The organism is Reichenbachiella sp. MSK19-1 (assembly GCF_003590315.1).
Taxonomy (GTDB): Bacteria; Bacteroidota; Bacteroidia; order Cytophagales; family Cyclobacteriaceae; genus Reichenbachiella; species Reichenbachiella agariperforans.
In genome coordinates this window covers 1155811-1172997 of the sequence record NZ_MIER01000015.1, presented here as the reverse complement: position 1 = coordinate 1172997, position 17187 = coordinate 1155811, and the positions used below count along the sequence as shown (strand labels likewise).

At 43.4% G+C, this 17187-nt stretch carries 11 protein-coding genes; 8 read left to right on the top strand and 3 right to left on the bottom strand.

Annotated features, from left to right (window positions below; translation table 11 throughout):
• From BGP76_RS12735 to BGP76_RS12720, 3 genes are all read left to right on the top strand, one after another.
• A partial coding sequence (locus BGP76_RS12735; RefSeq protein WP_185146845.1) for a cadherin-like domain-containing protein occupies positions 1-1510 on the top strand: 1510 nt, incomplete at its 5' end.
• A 221-nt stretch (positions 1511-1731) separates the two neighbouring features.
• The gene (locus tag BGP76_RS12725) at positions 1732-2658 is read left to right on the top strand and encodes a type IX secretion system membrane protein PorP/SprF (RefSeq protein ID WP_119844938.1); all 927 of its coding nucleotides are present in this window, start codon (positions 1732-1734) and stop codon (positions 2656-2658) included.
• A 10-nt stretch (positions 2659-2668) separates the two neighbouring features.
• Positions 2669-5095 (top strand): OmpA family protein, encoded by a 2427-nt coding sequence (locus BGP76_RS12720; RefSeq protein ID WP_119844937.1) that lies wholly within the window; start codon positions 2669-2671, stop codon positions 5093-5095.
• 145 nt (positions 5096-5240) lie between these two features.
• On the opposite strand, the gene BGP76_RS12715 is transcribed toward BGP76_RS12720, so the two are convergent.
• A complete protein-coding gene (locus BGP76_RS12715; RefSeq protein WP_119844936.1) occupies positions 5241-10409 on the bottom strand; it encodes a T9SS type A sorting domain-containing protein in 5169 nt (1722 codons plus the stop codon).
• A 104-nt stretch (positions 10410-10513) separates the two neighbouring features.
• Positions 10514-11413, bottom strand: a complete 900-nt coding sequence (gene xerD, locus BGP76_RS12710; RefSeq protein ID WP_119844935.1) for a site-specific tyrosine recombinase XerD — start codon at positions 11411-11413, stop codon at positions 10514-10516.
• Between the two features lie 90 nt (positions 11414-11503).
• Between xerD and aroQ the strand changes: the two genes are divergently transcribed.
• The 4 genes from aroQ (at position 11504) to BGP76_RS12690 (ending at position 13794) form a co-directional block, all read left to right on the top strand.
• A complete protein-coding gene (gene aroQ / locus BGP76_RS12705) occupies positions 11504-11923 on the top strand; it encodes a type II 3-dehydroquinate dehydratase (protein ID WP_119844934.1) in 420 nt (139 codons plus the stop codon).
• Positions 11924-11945: 22 nt separating this feature from the next.
• On the top strand, positions 11946-12518 hold the full coding sequence (locus tag BGP76_RS12700) for a MarC family protein (RefSeq protein WP_073122503.1): 573 nt from the start codon (positions 11946-11948) through the stop codon (positions 12516-12518).
• Positions 12519-12608: 90 nt separating this feature from the next.
• Positions 12609-13070 (top strand): ribonuclease HI, encoded by a 462-nt coding sequence (rnhA, locus tag BGP76_RS12695; protein ID WP_073122501.1) that lies wholly within the window; start codon positions 12609-12611, stop codon positions 13068-13070.
• A 13-nt stretch (positions 13071-13083) separates the two neighbouring features.
• Complete coding sequence (locus BGP76_RS12690; protein WP_119844933.1) at positions 13084-13794, top strand: tRNA1(Val) (adenine(37)-N6)-methyltransferase; 711 nt, start codon at positions 13084-13086, stop codon at positions 13792-13794.
• Positions 13795-13866: 72 nt separating this feature from the next.
• Here the strand turns inward: BGP76_RS12690 and BGP76_RS12685 are convergent, their stop codons facing one another.
• The gene (locus BGP76_RS12685; RefSeq protein WP_084190513.1) at positions 13867-16284 is read right to left on the bottom strand and encodes a sodium-translocating pyrophosphatase; all 2418 of its coding nucleotides are present in this window, start codon (positions 16282-16284) and stop codon (positions 13867-13869) included.
• A 344-nt stretch (positions 16285-16628) separates the two neighbouring features.
• Between BGP76_RS12685 and BGP76_RS12680 the strand changes: the two genes are divergently transcribed.
• Positions 16629-17165 (top strand): hypothetical protein, encoded by a 537-nt coding sequence (locus tag BGP76_RS12680; protein ID WP_147407466.1) that lies wholly within the window; start codon positions 16629-16631, stop codon positions 17163-17165.
• Positions 17166-17187: the final 22 nt, after the last annotated feature.

The window sequence follows — 17187 nt, the reverse complement described above, 5'->3', positions numbered from 1 at the left end:
CTCATCAGTACCAACTACACCAACAGTAGTAAGTCAAACAACCTCAGACACAACACCAGTGATCACAGGTACAACAGGCACAGGCGGAGCATTGCTATCTGGTGAAACGATGACAGTAACTATAAACGGCGCAACGTATGCAGTCACTCCTGACGCAAGTGGTAACTGGAGTGTAGATACAGAGACTGCTACGCCAGCGAGTGGTACTTTGGGAACATTCACAGATGGTAACACTTACCAAGTTGTAGCGACTGTGACTGATGTAGCAGGCAATACTGCAACAGATGCGAGCACCGATGAGTTAGTGATAATGATTGGCTCTAATGAAAATCCAATAGCAGTTGACGATAATATTTCCACACCTGAAGATGTAGCAGTGACAGTGGATGTACTGGCTAATGATTCTGACCCTGATGCAGATCTACTTACTGTTTCGAGTGCATCTTCGGAGACAGGAACTGTAGTCATCAACACTGATGGTACCCTTACTGTAACTCCCCCGGCTGACTTCATCGGAGAGATTGTGGTTACTTATGAAGTGTCTGACGGTCGAGGAGGAACAGCCACAGCAACAGTTACAGTTACTGTAGAAGAAGACAGGTCACTTGATATTTCTATGGAAGAGTTGTGTATCAACGATGTACCGTATGTAGACTATGAAGTGACTGCAATAGGGTTTGATCCAACAGGTTTGGTGGCATTGGTAGAATGGGTAGATGTGAATGGTAACGTAGTTCAAACCCAAAGTAACCAACCTTTGAGTGGTAGACTACTATGGCCAGGGGCAGAAGTTGATGCCAATGGAAATGGGGTTAATTGGCCAGGATGGGATTTTGTGGATGGTACGTGGATACAAGTAGAAGATGGTTTGAGAAATAACATGAGTGTTAGAATCTCAGTGAATCCTGAAAATACATTGAGTGTAAGTTACCCTCCAGCGACCCCTGCATGTGCTGCACAGCCTAATAATCCATTTGATGAGATGGACACAGATGGAGATGGTATTGTCGATTTGGATGAAGATATTAATGGTGATGGAAATCCTGACAATGACGATACCGATAGTGACGGTGTTCCTGATTATTTGGATGAAGATGATGATGGAGACGGATTGCTCTCGATCGATGAAGACACGAATGAGGATGGAGATTTTACGAATGATGATTGTGATGAAGATGGTGTTCCCAATTATCTAGATGCGGATCAATGTGAGTTTCCAGCCAAGGTGCTCAACAATGTAATCTCGTCTTCTAGTCCTGCACCATATAACAGTCTGCAAATTGAAAATATCGAAGACTTCCCGAATAATTCAGTGCAAGTGTTCAACCGGTGGGGAAATAAAGTATGGGAAACCAAAGGTTATGATAACAACGACAATGCCTTCTTTGGTTTAGCTGATGGCTCTGGTATACTTGGTACTAGCGGAAGTTTACCAGTAGGAACATATTTCTACATTGTCGATTTGGGGACTGGTGAAAAGTTACTCAAAGGATTTGTAAGAGTGGAATAAGAAACTAAACAATAGATGTAAAGCCCTGCTTATCAAGTCGTTTGATGCGATGCGAGAGCAGGGCTTTTTTTGTGGTCATATTCATTTGGTCAAATACAGATAGTTCACCGAGAAAAGCCTGTGCTTCAACGAGTCGTCTCATATGCGAGGTATGAATCCAATAATATTGAGCATAGAAAAAATCCATGTAGGATTTGATACTTGAAGAAAATAACCTGAAGATGAAAAACATAAAGATCATAATAATTGTCATGGGGCTCTTGTCGGTTTCTCAGGGACTAAGGGCTCAACAACAGGTCATGTTTACACAATACATGTTTAATCAGCTTGCGATCAATCCGGCTTATGCAGGTATTCATAATGGTATTAGTACTAGTTTCCTTGCTCGTCACCAGTGGGCGGGATTTGATGGGGCACCTAGGACACAGACGTTTTCTATTCATAGCCCTGTCAAGTATCGTCCCATTGCTTTGGGAGCAGTAGTGATTCATGATGAAATAGGACTGACAGATCAGTTTGGCGCTTATTTTAGTACAGCGTATAGAATCAGTTTCTCCAATAGATCCAAACTGTCATTTGGACTTCAGGCCAGTTTCAATCAATATAAAGTGGATTATTCGGAAAATGTATACAACGATCCAAATCTTGCGAGTCAAAATATTAGTGATATATCGCCTAATGCAGGTGCAGGGTTGATGTGGCACTCGGATAAATTTTACTTGGGTTTTTCTGTCCCTCAATTGATTAACTATTCATTGAATTCAGTTGGGGAGAATTCCACTGATCCAGATGCTAAGTTAATCAGGCACTATTTCGTCAGTGCTGGTTATGTTTTTGAACTTAGTCGTGATTTAAAATTGAAGCCTAATCTGCTCTTTAAGTGGGTACAAGGAGCACCGTTCGAAATAGATATAAATGCCAATTTTCTTATCAAAGAGTTAATTTGGCTTGGTATATCTTATCGGTCGCTAGATAGCTTTGATGCTTTATTTCAGATACAAGTGACGCCACAGTTTCAGTTAGGATACTCATATGACTTCCTTACTACTACGGACCTGAGTAGAGTGAATAGCGGTTCGCATGAGATCATGATCAACTACGTGTTCAACGTGAAACGTGATAAAATTGTAACCCCTCGATATTTTTAAACCACCTATCATGAGCAAAATAAAAAAGATAATTGTAATACTAATTCTTCTCATCCTTTCTGTGGCTCTGTTTGAAACGACCGCCAAAACGGTATACGGTATTGAGAAAACTGGAATAGGACCTTTGAAGCAAAAGTCATATGAACGCACAAAAGAACGTGCAGCTTCCTGTTATGATAATTTTGCTTATGCCAAAGGTATAGAAGTGTATAAAAAAGCCTTGAAGAAAATGCCTTCGGATGATACATTGAAGGTGGCTATTGCAGATGGTTTCTTTCATATTCAAGAATTAGATAGCGCCGAATATTGGTACAAGAATGTGATCGATCAGGAAGGGCTAGTTTCAGAGGACAAACATTACATTCAATACGCTGAGGCACTCATTCATCAAGAGAGATATGAAGAGGCTAAAGTCTGGTTTGAAAAATTTGAGACTGAAAATCCTAAGGATAGCCGAATAAAAGCTCGTCTGGAAGGACTCGATAAGCAGTTGAGCTTTTATGGAGATTCAGTGTTATTTGAAATATCGAATGTTACTTTCAATACTGCTGGATATGATTTTAGTCCGACTTTTTATAAGAATGGGTTGATGATTGTTTCGTCAAGAGAAACTGCTCCAGTCACTCAATTCTTAAAACCTAAATACAAGTGGGATCATTCTTATTTTTTAAACCTGTTCGAAGTAGATGCGAACAATGAAGTGACGGAATTTGATAAGAGATTAAAGACGAGTTATCATGAAGGACCTGTGGCATTTTATGATCAGGGCAAAAAAATAATCTTTACCAGAAATAGTTACGAAAAAGGGGAACTTCGAGTGAATAAAAGCAAGGTGCATATACAAAGTTCACAAGTGTCCGAAAGTAACACTGGAGCTGTAAAACTCAAGCTTTTCTATTCAGAACTGATGGAGAATGGAAAGTGGACTACTCCTGAGCCTCTTTCGTTCAATGATGCCAATGTGTCTTTAGGTCACCCTACGGTGAGCGTTGATGGACAGAAGCTTTATTTTGCTTCGGATAGAGAAGGTGGATACGGAGGTACGGATTTGTATGTATCTACACTAACCGAAGGTGAATGGGGAGAGCCTGTTAATATGGGTGATAGCATCAATACTGAAGGCGATGAAATGTTTCCTTACATTGACGAGGAAGGTCTTTTTTACTTTGCATCGAATGGACATATAGGATTAGGAGGCTTAGATATTTTTCGGGTTGACTTGAATCGGATGAGTACTAAAGTCGAAAATATGGGGTATCCAATGAATACGGTAAGCGATGATTTTGGGTTAGTCATCAAAGCCGATGGAACAGATCAAACAGGATATTTTTCGTCCAACCGTCCTGGAGGAAAGGGGCTGGATGATATTTATAAGTTTCATTATACGAGAAGAAGAGCACAGTCAGGGAGAGTGGTGGATCTAATTACTGGTTTGCCGCTAGAAGGGGCAGAAGTAGTCGCACAGACTGATGCAGGAGATACGCTTGGTCGAATGGTTACTGGGATAGACGGCACCTTTAGTTTCCCCTACGAATGGAATAGTTCCTATACAGTTACTAGTACCAAGGATCAATATTCGAATGACCGTTTGCAGTTTACGCCGTCTGATTTATCAAAAGGAGAGATATTAGAACTAAGAATCACCAAAGAATTATTGGTGATCAAAGGAGTGGCATATCGTGAGCAAAATGGGCAAGAGCTTGAATCTGTGAAAGTAATTGTGAAAAATGAAAAAACAGGAGCGGTATTCGGGATGATAACAGAGGCTGATGGTGCTTATTCTTTTCTAGCAGAGCCTAACACGAAGTATTCCTTTCTAATGGAAAAATACAGGTACCTCTCTTATGCTAATTCGCTGACAACTGGTGCAGACAAGTCTGGTGAAATCATCAACGATGGATCATTGATGGAAATAGTGATAGGAAGGCCGATCGAACTGAATGAAATACATTTTGATGTAGCGAAGTGGGATATTCGTGAAGATGCTGCGAAGGAGTTAGATAAGTTCACTCAAAAACTAATGGATAACCCGTCTATCATAGTTGAGTTGAGTACGCATACAGATAGTCGTGGTGGAGATAGATACAACTTGGATTTGTCTGATAAGAGAGCTAAATCTTCGGCTGATTACGTAATCAATCATGGCATCCCTGCCGAACGGTTGGTAGGTAGAGGCTATGGGGAATCTCGATTACTCAATGAGTGTGGCAATGGCGTGAAGTGTACCAAAGAACAACATCAAAAGAACAGACGTGCTGAATTCAAGGTTACAGGGTTTTTGCCAGAAGAAGTAATTGAGGAAGAATTAGATATACTATGGATATCTCCAAACTATAAATCTGTTAGGTTGTCAATAGAAGAAAGAGAAACATTGGCAAAGACGCATAGGCAATCATTGACTCAGCAGGATATAGAACCAAAAAGGAACAGTTTGTAAATAGGACGATAAGAATATAGGTAGTTAAATTTGGTAGAAGAGCCGTGGTGTAGTGTATCCACGGCTCTGTTTTTTTATGACCGAAAGCCACATATACCGATAAGATTATCGGTATATGTGGCTTTTTAAGCCTGACTCAGAAGCGTTAATTCTTGATCACTTTAATTACTTCAGACTGAGTATCCGTGTTGATTTTGACGAGATAGATTCCTGATGCCAATGATTGTATGTTGATGTAATTTTGATTGACCGCTTTATGTTTTTTGTTTCCAGAGAGGGTGTATACCTCTATTCGATTAATTTTTTGAGTAGTCTCTATAGTCAACAGTCCAGTGGTAGGATTAGGGCTGACTGAGATTATACTACCAGAGAGGTAGTCAATAGATATTGTTTTCGAGTACTCGAACGAGCCGTCATAGTCTACTGCTTTGAGACGATAGTAGTAGGTGGCAGCAGAGAGGGGATAGTCTTTTAAATGATAACGATTGATTTCGTTAGACTGATGATGAGAGGAGACTTTACCTATCGATTGAAAGTTTGTACCGTCTGTGCTCCGTTCTATCGAGAAATAATCGGAGTTGATTTCGGATGCCGTTTCCCAACTCAATTGGACATGATCAACTTCAGCATAGGCACTGAAATCGGTTAGTTCTACAGGTAATGGTTCGTCTTCCTGAGCGGCAGTCCAATCCGAAAATGATGTGGTAGTAGAACTAATGATTCTAGGATCCATGGCGCTTACATCATAATCTCCAGAAAATTTGCCCCAACCGGCTCCTCCATCTTTGAAGAGACTGATTTGGGTGAGGTCCTTGCTGTTGTCATGGTTTGGTATCCAGCAGAAAGAGACATTTCGTCCACTGGCAGGTTGATTGTCCGTGTCTATCTCCCAGTAACAGGAAATGGAAGTATTGCCATAGGTATCTATGATGCCGTCAGTACCAGTGGTTCGTGCGATGGTGACGTTGCCTAGGTCGTCAGTACCTGCGTCTATAGTGGTGCAAAACATTGTGATACTAGCTGTACCGACAGCTCGTGGCAATGTAGAGATACGGCCTAAAATGTGACTGTCAGCCGTTTCGCTAATGTCATTGGCACTGTTGCCAAAAGTCATTGTGCCAGATGACTGATGTACAATGCCATCGGTTAGAGTTACTCCGTCGTTTATTAGGACATCTCCTGCCAACGTGAGTGTTTTGCCAGTACCATTCATAATTATGCCTCCTATTGTAGTAGCACTACCGATGTTGACGGTGAGGTCTTTGGTGATTGTGTGTGTCCCTGTGTAGGAACCACTATTTAATGTGAGTTGGCCACCGTCGATTGCTACATCGTGCGCTTCTTGCTTGCGCAGTGTGCCCCCTGTTTGTACTCCCAAAAGAGTAATGTAATAGTGACTATCGTCGGGTTGGAATCCATCTGTGTCAGTCTCCGTATCAGTGCCATCTGCTAGATAGGGGGTGAAATCATTGTTGCTACCTACCCAGCCTTCTATTTCTGTTTCATCTATAGAGTTGAAATAGTTGGTAGACAAGTCTATACCAGAGCTAATGGCTAGGTTACCATTCCCATTTTGATCAAAGTAAGAGTTCGAAACGGTCAGGTCACAATTTGCATCTTGTTTCCCTAATCCTTCGAATCCAAAAGCTCCAGCCTGTGTGGCTGGATTGATTAGGTTCGATTCATTTACTTGGCATGAGGCATAGGATCGAACCTGTATGTTGTATCCATTGTTCCCACCTGTACCATATGGATCAGAACCATTGTTGGTGAAATCTGTTCGGGATATCGTCAAGTCTGCATTGTTTCCTCTTACATACACGGCACGGTTGAGGTTGTCATGGAGGTTGCTATTGGAGAGTGTTGCTGTGATGCCTATTTCATCATCATCAGAACCATCAAAAGGCCCTGTTTGTTGAAAATCAGCAAGATAAATAGCGGAAAAATCACCGCTGCTACTCAGTCCTGCTCCATTGCTAACCCCTGATATATCTACTGAGTCTATGTTTACAAAAAGATCATCGGTGATATCAGCACTGGCATCCCCTTTGGCAAACAGGTATATTCCAGCCTGTGTATCGGGCTGTACCAGTCCGTCACTTTCTGACACCCCAGAGAAGGCACTCATCGTGATGTGTTCAATTTGTACTTCGCTAGGTTCGAAATTAGTAAGATCTGTATTGCTGATTTCTATTCCTTTGGTGCATCCTGTCATGGTACTATTGCTCAGAAGTAGATTGTCGGCAGTGTTGTAAGCGTTGTAAACCCAAATACCATAGGATGCTCCGATAATATCATTGTTAGTAGCTTCAGCGTCCACAGTTCCATTTAGCCCATAGAGAAACAAACCATAGCTGGGATTGGTGAGATTGGTTTGGTCTTCAAAATCTAACATTTCTATATCATTGTACGAGATGTCCACAATTCCGCTGGATACATTGGCTAAATTGACTCCAGCACTATTGGCATAGATGATATTATTTAGGACTGAAAAATCAGCGTAAGAATCATTGGCAATGCCAGTAGTTGCGTTAGAGGCGGTACTGTTCGTGCCGATCTGAAAGCCATTTATGGTCACATCTGTAGCGGCCACTGTAATCGCCACCGCGTTGCTTGCTGGTTCGATGATAGATTCTGGATTTCGAGGGTCATTGGCGGGGATACCAGTATTGGCACCATTTAGTGTGGTGGGTTTGGAGATTGTTAAGGATTCGTTGTAGGTACCTTCTTCCACAGTGACTGTTCCTCCGGAGGAGACTAAGTCCAAACCATCTTGAATGCTGCCGCCATCACCGACGGTCACTTCATCTGCTGTGAAGCCAGTCACTGTAATGTCTGCATACAAAGAGATAGCCGTTGCATTAGGATCTCCTGTTCCAGTTAGGGTTATATCATTGTGTATTTCGATAGATTCATCATAGGTGCCTGCAGCTATATTGAGAGTTGATCCACCACCGACTTGGCTAAGAGCGTATGCAGATGCGAGGGTCTTTTTAGGAGAAGCCAGTGTGCCTAAATTGGTATCCAAGCCTAACGTTGCATCGACATAGATGGTGAGCAACTCTGTGAAGTTAGTGCCTCCTGCCATTGCACCATAAGTGAATGAACCTAAATAGGTCTGTATCGGGTTGAGTAATGGGAATCCCGAGTAGCCCAATAGTCCACCAAGGTTAATCCAGTAGTTAACCGCGGCTATTGTCTGTAGCTGGGCGACTTGCAGGTTATTGGGGTCTGAGACTTGGTCTGTGCTGTTGTAGGAGAGTAGGACGCGATCGACTTGTGTGATGTTTCCAGGGGTAGAAGGAGTGACCGTCCAATAATTTTCACTGATCATACGGTCTAAAAGCCCAGTCAGAGCAAATAGTGTACTAAGATTTGACGGGTCAGCTTCTATGAAATCTGCGTTATACAATACATCGTTTGTTTGGTCGATCCCTTCGATTGTCATGGGGTGATAATCTGTTTCCCCGATAGGAAAAAATAGTTTGTTTCCAGTATGTGCTCCTAATACCTGATGAATAAACTCTCCAATGACGTATGCATTTGTGTTGCCGGGGAGAGCTGTGTTTCCCTTGAAGATAAGACTAGAACCAGTTGCATCCACTAGTCCTTTTTCTAACAGTAGGTAGTTGGTACTCATCGGGGTAGATAGCGTGGTGGTTCCGTTACGATTCAGTACTACCCGTTCGAATGTACCCGTGGTAGTCAAGCTGCCAATGTCTCCAGTTCCCCATAGGTAGAGACCACCTGTAGTGCTGCCATCTATGCGACCCGTGCTAGATATACTACCCGAGATCATAATGTTGTAGTCATCTATATCTACTCCATCAGATGCATCCATACTGAGTACCCCTGAGATGTTGATATCCCCTCCAAGGGTTAAGTTCTCCCCACTGAGGGTTAGGTTTTCGAATGTAGTGCGATAGGTGTCATCGAGTAGACCAGCGCCTGGCGCTACGAGTGTTAGTTCTTTGTCGAGAATAGTTGTTCCGCTGATGGTGCCAGCAGGTAGGTTTTGGATGGTAGCAGAGGAGGATGCGTTCAGTATGGCTGCAGCCAAATTGGAGTAGCTATTGTCTGCATCATCTACGATTTCATGAGTAAGTGCATCGGACTGAGAGGTGGCAGCCCCTGAACCGTAATTGCTGATACTGACTGCTGATTCTCCCCAGTAGTTATGGGTTAGGGTGAGCGTATTGGTGTTTTCTTCATTAACCAATGCGTACACATCATCATTAGCAAAAGAGCAGTGAGAGATAGATACACTTGACATGTCTATGCCAGTGTTGTCTGTTTTTCCCATCTCACCAAACCGCAGGTCGCCTACTAGTCCATCGATGATTACACCATCTAAGGTGACATTGTTCAGTGAAGCGGGAGAGCCACTGTATGAGCCTGCATCAGTACGTGCTTTGATGGTCACTGCCGTAGTACGTCGGTTTTCGGGTGCAGTATCTATGTCATTTGGGCCAATAGCTCCACAGTCCATGATACGTGAGTTTCGAATAGTGATATCCGAATAGGTTTGCCATTTTAGATTGATATCTATTCCGTTGTTGTAAGCATTGTCGGATCTAGTGCCACTGTTGATGATAGAGATATTTTCGAATGTCGCATGATCTAGGTTTTCACAATAAACCCCTTTGTCAGTATTGTTGCTAAAGCTACAGTTCCTGAAAAGGACATTGGTTAAGTAATTTCCCACATTCGTATTCGTCCCCATCTGTGAATAGAACCCAAACCGACTATCATCCATAGAAGTGTTGAGTACGGTCAGGCCATCTACTGCAGAGCCTACCCCGTTTATGTTGACTAGTAGCCCTGTACCAGTAGCGTTGTTGAGATTACAGTTGTTGATGGTGATGTTGCTAACACTGGATGTGTTTTGGATTTGTACATTCCTGCTGTATCCGTTAGCAGTAATGTTTTCAATATGGACATAAGAGGTCTGGATATCAATTCCGGGAGAACTTCCTCCTGAAATTACTAAATTTTCGATTGTCAAAAGGTCAGTGCCACTGGTTGCGGCAGAGAGGTCTAAAGTTTGGACGATGGTACCACTACCCATACCACTAAGAGTAACTCTGGTACTGATGTCTGCAGCAGCAAATGTCCCTTCCGAGAGGTTAATGATGTCGTTGGTGCTCGATTGGCCTACAGCGTGGTTGATAGTAGCACAAGGAGCGTTTGGGTCGGAACAGTCATTTGCAGTATCAGACCCTGTGCCGTCTACATATCGGTTGCTTTGAGCAAAGGAGACATGGGTAAGAAACGTAAAGAGAAGTATGCAGAGAAGTTTAGGTTTTAGGATCATAAGGTTGATTTAAATTGGTTTCTTAGAAGGAAGTTATGAAAAATTGGGATGTTTTCATAGTGTTTTCTCCTATTAACGGTAAGTAAATCAACCTATTGCGTATACTAGCTACGGGGATGGTGATCTAGCATGACTTGTTTGAGATAGTCACGATCTAGATGGGTGTAGATTTCGGTAGTGGTGATGGACTCGTGACCGAGCATCTCTTGCACTGCACGTAGGTCAGCCCCACCTTCGATTAGGTGGGTTGCAAAAGAGTGGCGAAAGGTATGCGGGCTGATCTTTTTGGTCATCCCGATAGTCGTCGCTAGGTTTTTGATGATTGTAAAAATCATCACGCGGGTCAACTGGGCCCCACGTCGGTTGAGAAAGATGTAGCTTTCATGTCCTGGTTTGATATCCAAGTGACACCTGTAGTGGTCTATATAAAGCCTAATATGCTTCATGGCCTCTCGCCCGACTGGGACGAGTCGCTCTTTGTTGCCTTTGCCTACCACTCTGAAAAAGTTGATTTCTTCCAAAATGGAATTGAGTTTGAGGTTGATCAGTTCTGAGACACGTAGGCCAGAGCTATACAGTGTCTCCAGCATGGCGCGGTTGCGCTGACCTTCAGGTTTAGAAAGGTCTATGGCTGCTAGCAGTTGCTCTATTTCTTCTAAGTTTAGAGTGTCGGGGAGTTTTCTGCCCAACTTGGGCGCTTCGATGAGTTCTGAGGGATCGTGATCCATGTCTCCTTCATACAGGAGGTATTTGAAGAAAGCTTTGATCCCCGAGACTATTCTAGCCTGAGAGTAGGCGGACATTTCCAGCTCCATGATGTACTCCAGTAGGTCGCGGATATCCGTATCGGTGACGGATAGTGGGTCTTTGTCGGGATCACGCAGTGAGAGAAACTGCTCCAATTTTTTCACATCCTGAATATAGGCCTCTATGGAGTTAGGCGAGAGCGAACGCTCCAGCTGTAGGTAGGCTTTGAATTGCTTGATATGAGAAGTCCAGGACATGGTCGCGAAATTAATCTCTATAAATTAATACCGATAATTATAGCCAGTAAACTAATTTTGAAAGACTTCTAAATAATAGATAACCCAGATATGAAAATACTTATTTTGAATGGACCGAACCTGAACTTATTGGGCAAGCGTGAACCAGAGATATATGGCACGAAGACTTTTGAGGAATATTTTGAGGAGATGAAAACGGCTTTTCCTGCGGTTGATTTGGTTTATTTTCAGAGTAATCACGAAGGGGCTTTGATTGACAAAATCCACGAAGTAGGATTCTCTTATGACGGGATCGTGTTCAACGCTGGAGGGTACACACATACTTCAGTTGCTTTGGCGGATGCTGTGTCAGGTGTGACTACTCCAGTTGTAGAGGTACATATCTCCAACATCATGGAGAGAGAAGCATTCAGGCATCACAGTTATTTGACACCTGTCTGTGTGGCGCACTTCATAGGTCATGGTCTGCCAGGATACAACAGCGCGGTGGACTACTTGATACAAAAATGATAACCCTTACAACATTACCCCTATGCTGAATTTTAAAGAAATTATCTCGGTATCTCTCATCCTTTTCTCCATCATAGATATTTTGGGGAGCGTGCCGATTATCATCGATCTACGCAAAAAATCTGGGCACATCCAGAGTGCCAAAGCTACTATCGTGGCGGGAGTGATCATGGTGGTGTTTTTGTTTTTGGGATCTAAAATTCTTGGATTGTTTGGGATAGACGTGGGGTCTTTCGCCATTACAGGAGCCTTAATTATGTTTTTTATAGGGATGGAAATGACCCTAGGGATACAGTTGTTCAAACCCGATACCGATGAGAGCAACAGTAGTTCTATCGTTCCGCTGGCTTTTCCGTTGATCGCTGGCCCAGGCACGATGACTGCCTTGATCTCCCTGCGAGCGGAGTTCGAACTGTGGAACATCCTAGTGGGTATTATCCTCAACTTGCTGTTCATCTATATCGTACTCAAGTCCTCAGGTTGGCTAGAGAAAAAGATAGGACAGGCTGGTTTTAATATCCTTAGAAAGGTGTTTGGCATTATTCTACTTGCGATAGCCATCAAGCTATTCAAGAATGCTTTGGTCATGTGGTAGTTAGGGCTGAAAACGAAAAGTATAAACCGAATAGTAGTAGGACTGCCTGAAAACTTTTTACTTTGAACTTTCAAACTTTGAACGCACTCCATGATTATCATTTATACAGACGGCTCTTCACGAGGCAATCCAGGACCGGGAGGGTACGGTACCGTACTCCTCGCCAAAGGACACCGCAAAGAACTCTCTGAGGGTTTTCGCAAGACGACAAATAACCGGATGGAGTTGCTCGCTGTAATCAAAGGGCTTGAAGCACTCAAGGTGATTAATGCAGATGTACTCATCTACTCTGACTCTAAATATGTCGTCGATGCGGTCGAAAAGGGCTGGCTCTGGGGCTGGGTCAAAAAGAACTTTAAAGACAAAAAGAACCGAGACCTATGGGAGCGTTTTATTCCAGTCTATAAGCGCAACAAGGTCAAGTTCAAATGGGTCAAAGGCCATGCGGGTAATCCTGAAAATGAGCGCTGTGATACGCTAGCAGTGGATGCTGCAATGGGGTCCAATTTACCAGCGGATGTTGCATTTGAGTCAGGTATCAATGATTTTTAGTTAGAAACAGCCAGTGGCGAATACCTATTTTCAGTTCAAACAATTTACCGTTCATCAAGAGCACTGTGCGATGAAGGTCAGCACGGAGGCGTGTATTCTGGGAGCATGGGTGTCGAAGCATTCGGCTAAACGCATCTTAGATATCGGAGCTGGTACAGGACTGGTTTCGCTGATGTTGGCGCAGCGATTGGGTGGGCAGATAGATGCGGTAGAGATAGATACAGATGCTGCACGCCAGACGGCAGAGAATTTTGCAGCTTCTCCATGGGATGACAGGTTAAGTCTGATTCAAGAGGATGTCTTTACCTATGCTGCTGAGGCTACAGTGTCTTATGATTTGATCGTATCTAATCCTCCATTTTTTACCTCTAGTCTAAAATCTCCCGAGCGCAGAAACAATCTGGCGAAGCACGATACAGGGCAGTTTAGCAAAGTGAAGTTTGTGCAATGTCTAGCGAGTTTGCTATCGGAGGATGGTGAGGGATACGTGTTATACCCAGAGAAAGAAGCGAAAGAGTTTCAGAAAGAACTGAGGACTGTGGGATTATATAGTTACCCCGCTTTGATCATCCGAAACCAACCTAACAAAGAGGTGTTTCGTGTCATTGTATGTGTCTCTCGGCAGGAGATTATTGTTTCACCCCGAGAGCTCTATATTAGATCTGGGCAGGAACACACCACTGAGTTCATCTACTTACTCAAGGATTACTATTTGAAGTATTGATGCTTTGAATCAAAAGAGGGTTTCGAATGTGTCCGAAACCCTCTTTTGATTTTACAATTTTCACAGTGATGTCTATTCTTTCGTGGTGGCTGCCAATGTGTCTTTCTTCACAGCTTCTTCACTTACTTTTCCTTTGCAGCAGGCTTTGGTGCATCCTGGCTTGCAGGTTTTTCCTTCGGTTGCCATGCCTTCTTTTTGGCAGCATGCTTTTTTACAATCCGCTTTACAAGTTTTGCTTTCTGAACTTATGGCATGACATTTTGCAGTACATGGACCATCGTGACTGCACATCATCATGCCAGACTGGTGTATATCTTCGTGGGCATGACCTGCGGTACCATTGGTCTCTCCTAAAATAGGAGCGATCACGAGTCCTACGAGACAAGTCAATTTGATCAGAATGTTCATCGATGGACCCGAGGTGTCTTTGAATGGATCACCGACGGTATCACCTGTGACGGCTGCTTTATGTGCATCAGAACCTTTGTAGGTCATTTCTCCATTGATCATGACACCTGCTTCGAACGATTTTTTAGCATTGTCCCATGCGCCACCGGCGTTGTTTTGGAAGATCGCCCACATCACGCCAGATACGGCCACACCGGCCATGTAAGAGCCAAGTGCCTCTGGCCCCATTATAAATCCGATAATGATCGGGGTGATGATAGTCAAGGCGCCAGGTAGCATCATTTCTCTCAAGGCAGCTTTGGTAGAAATCTCGACACACCGCGCATAGTCAGGTCTGCCCGTTCCTTCGAGGATGCCTGGTATTTCTTTGAATTGTCTACGGACTTCCATCACCATTTCCATGGCAGCTTTTCCAACAGATTTCATCGCGAGAGCGGAGAATACGACCGGGATCATTCCGCCGATGAATAGTGCCGCAAGTACATCCGCTTTGAAGATGTTGATTCCGTCGATCCCAGTGAAGGTCACATAGGCTGCAAACAATGCCAAGGCAGTCAGGGCTGCTGATGCGATAGCAAACCCCTTACCTACAGCAGCTGTTGTATTGCCTACCGAGTCTAGTATGTCTGTTCTTTCTCTTACCTCTTTAGGAAGCTCACTCATCTCAGCTACTCCACCTGCATTGTCAGCGATAGGGCCGAAAGCATCGATGGCTAGTTGCATCGCAGTTGTTGCCATCATCGATGATGCAGCGATCGCTACACCATAGAATCCCGCCAGCTCGTACGACCCCCAGATCGCAACGGCAAATAGGATCACAGACGAAAAAGTAGAGATCATACCTGTTGCTAAACCTGCGATGATGTTGGTCGCGGCACCTGTGGAGGAATTGGTCACGATATCCATCACAGGCTTTTTGCCCAGTGCGGTGTAGTATTCTGTAAAAGAGGAGATCAAGTAGCCAACTCCTAGTCCTACTAAAGTAGCATAGAAGACGTTTTGGCTAGGAATATCAATAGCCCCTTCTCCGAAGAATTTCATCCCTACAATGGCCTCAGGTAGCATCCAGTCAATTAGAAACCAGCCTGCGACTGCTGTGAGTGCCAGAGAGGTGATGTTACCTACATTTAGTGCTTTTTGAACTTCATTTTCTTTGGCAGAATTGTCTTTTATCTTGATGAAAAATGTACCGATGATCGAAGAGACTATCCCCACACCTGCTATCATGATAGGGAGGAGGATAGCTCCCATACCGTCGAAGGTGTCGTGTACTACACCTGCATCAGCCATGTCTTTGATGATGTAGTTACCTAGTACCATAGAGGCGAGTACTGTGGCTACATACGACCCGAATAGATCAGCCCCCATACCAGCAACATCCCCTACATTGTCTCCTACGTTATCGGCAATCGTAGCAGGGTTGCGAGGGTCATCTTCTGGGATCCCCGCCTCTACTTTTCCTACTAGGTCAGCGCCTACATCTGCAGCTTTGGTGTAGATGCCCCCCCCTACACGAGCGAATAGTGCGATGGATTCAGCACCCAGCGAGAATCCAGCGAGTGCTTCTAGTACGATGGTCATTTCGTGGTAGAACGTGCCGCCATTGCCTAGGAATATTTTGATGAATATCAGGAAGAATAAACTGAGACCTAAAACTGCTAGGCCAGCTACGCCAAGTCCCATGACAGTTCCTCCACCAAAGGATACCTTTAGTGCTTTGGGTAGACTGGTACGCGCCGCTTCGGTGGTACGGGCATTCGCTTCTGTAGCGATTCTCATACCGATGTTCCCTGCAAGAGCAGAAAACAAGGCACCAATCACAAAGGCCGGGACGATCATCCAGCTGGTTGTTTCTACCATCATGGATATTCCGAACAGTGCCACCGATGCAATTACTACGAATATGGCCAGTAGCCTATATTCCGCGGACAAAAACGCCAAAGCTCCTTCTTTGATGTTTTTGGAAATCTCTTTCATTTTGTCAGTCCCAGCATCTTGTTTCTTGACCCATGATCTCTTGATCATCATGAATACCAGCCCTAGAACGGCCAAGCCAATTGGCACGTAAATTAAGTTACTCATCTCTTCTCCTAGATTAATTGAAAATTTGTTTGTGATCACTATAAACGCATTGCATTACATTTATAGTGATCACAAATATATGCGATCAGTCCAGAAATAAAAATATTCCACATCCTCTTGAAAATCAGGTTAAATCAGTCCTTATTTAGAAGAGTGAAGAATTGCTAAAATCCCACTCATAGTCCTTCTACTAGTATTTTTTTATGTACTTTAGGGTTCTGATATTGAAAGAATAAACGAAACAATACAATCACCCCGCCATGCTGAATAAACCTTTCTTTTTTGCGTTCATTTTTATCGGTTCGACATTGTTTGGACTTCACATTTATGATAAAAATCATAAAGTGGATTTGACGATTGAACAAGCTATGGAACCTGTACAACATCTATCTAATGCGAGACAGGCCATAGTGCATGAGCAGTTTGATAAGAGTATCATGGAGTTGGACGAAGCGATTATAGATATGCGTAGGATTGAAAAGATAGCGGACAGTTCTGCGAGTGCCTATGTGGAGAAAGCGATTGCTGATTTAGCATTAGTAGAGGCGGAGATTCGTAATGATACCATCTTACTGGATGACCTGAATCATGCTTTTTTCAATGCGCTCAATTCGATCGCTTATGCTAACTTGACGATTTCTGAACAGAACTTGGACAAAGGGGATAAGTATAAGGCGATCCGTTTTATGAATGCCACTTTCAAGGAAATGGTGAGTTCCTTAGAGTTCGCTACTAGTGAAAGAGATAAGGAAAAAGAGAGAAAGGTGATCGAAGACATCAAGACTATTCTAGAGAATATGCAAAAGCCAGGTGATCAATATAATTTTAACTATGATACGCTAAATAGGGAATTCGAAGAACTGATAGAAATTCACGACTAAACTTTTTCGCTGCAGGGCTATT

Coding starts and splice junctions, on each gene's coding strand:
- xerD (WP_119844935.1), bottom strand. CDS start 11,413: ATGTCCTGGACTTCTCATATCAAGCAATTCAAAGCCTACCTACAGCTG.
- BGP76_RS12685 (WP_084190513.1), bottom strand. CDS start 16,284: ATGAGTAACTTAATTTACGTGCCAATTGGCTTGGCCGTTCTAGGGCTG.
- BGP76_RS12720 (WP_119844937.1), top strand. CDS start 2,669: ATGAGCAAAATAAAAAAGATAATTGTAATACTAATTCTTCTCATCCTT.
- BGP76_RS12725 (WP_119844938.1), top strand. CDS start 1,732: ATGAAAAACATAAAGATCATAATAATTGTCATGGGGCTCTTGTCGGTT.
- BGP76_RS12715 (WP_119844936.1), bottom strand. CDS start 10,409: ATGATCCTAAAACCTAAACTTCTCTGCATACTTCTCTTTACGTTTCTT.
- aroQ (WP_119844934.1), top strand. CDS start 11,504: ATGAAAATACTTATTTTGAATGGACCGAACCTGAACTTATTGGGCAAG.
- rnhA (WP_073122501.1), top strand. CDS start 12,609: ATGATTATCATTTATACAGACGGCTCTTCACGAGGCAATCCAGGACCG.
- BGP76_RS12700 (WP_073122503.1), top strand. CDS start 11,946: ATGCTGAATTTTAAAGAAATTATCTCGGTATCTCTCATCCTTTTCTCC.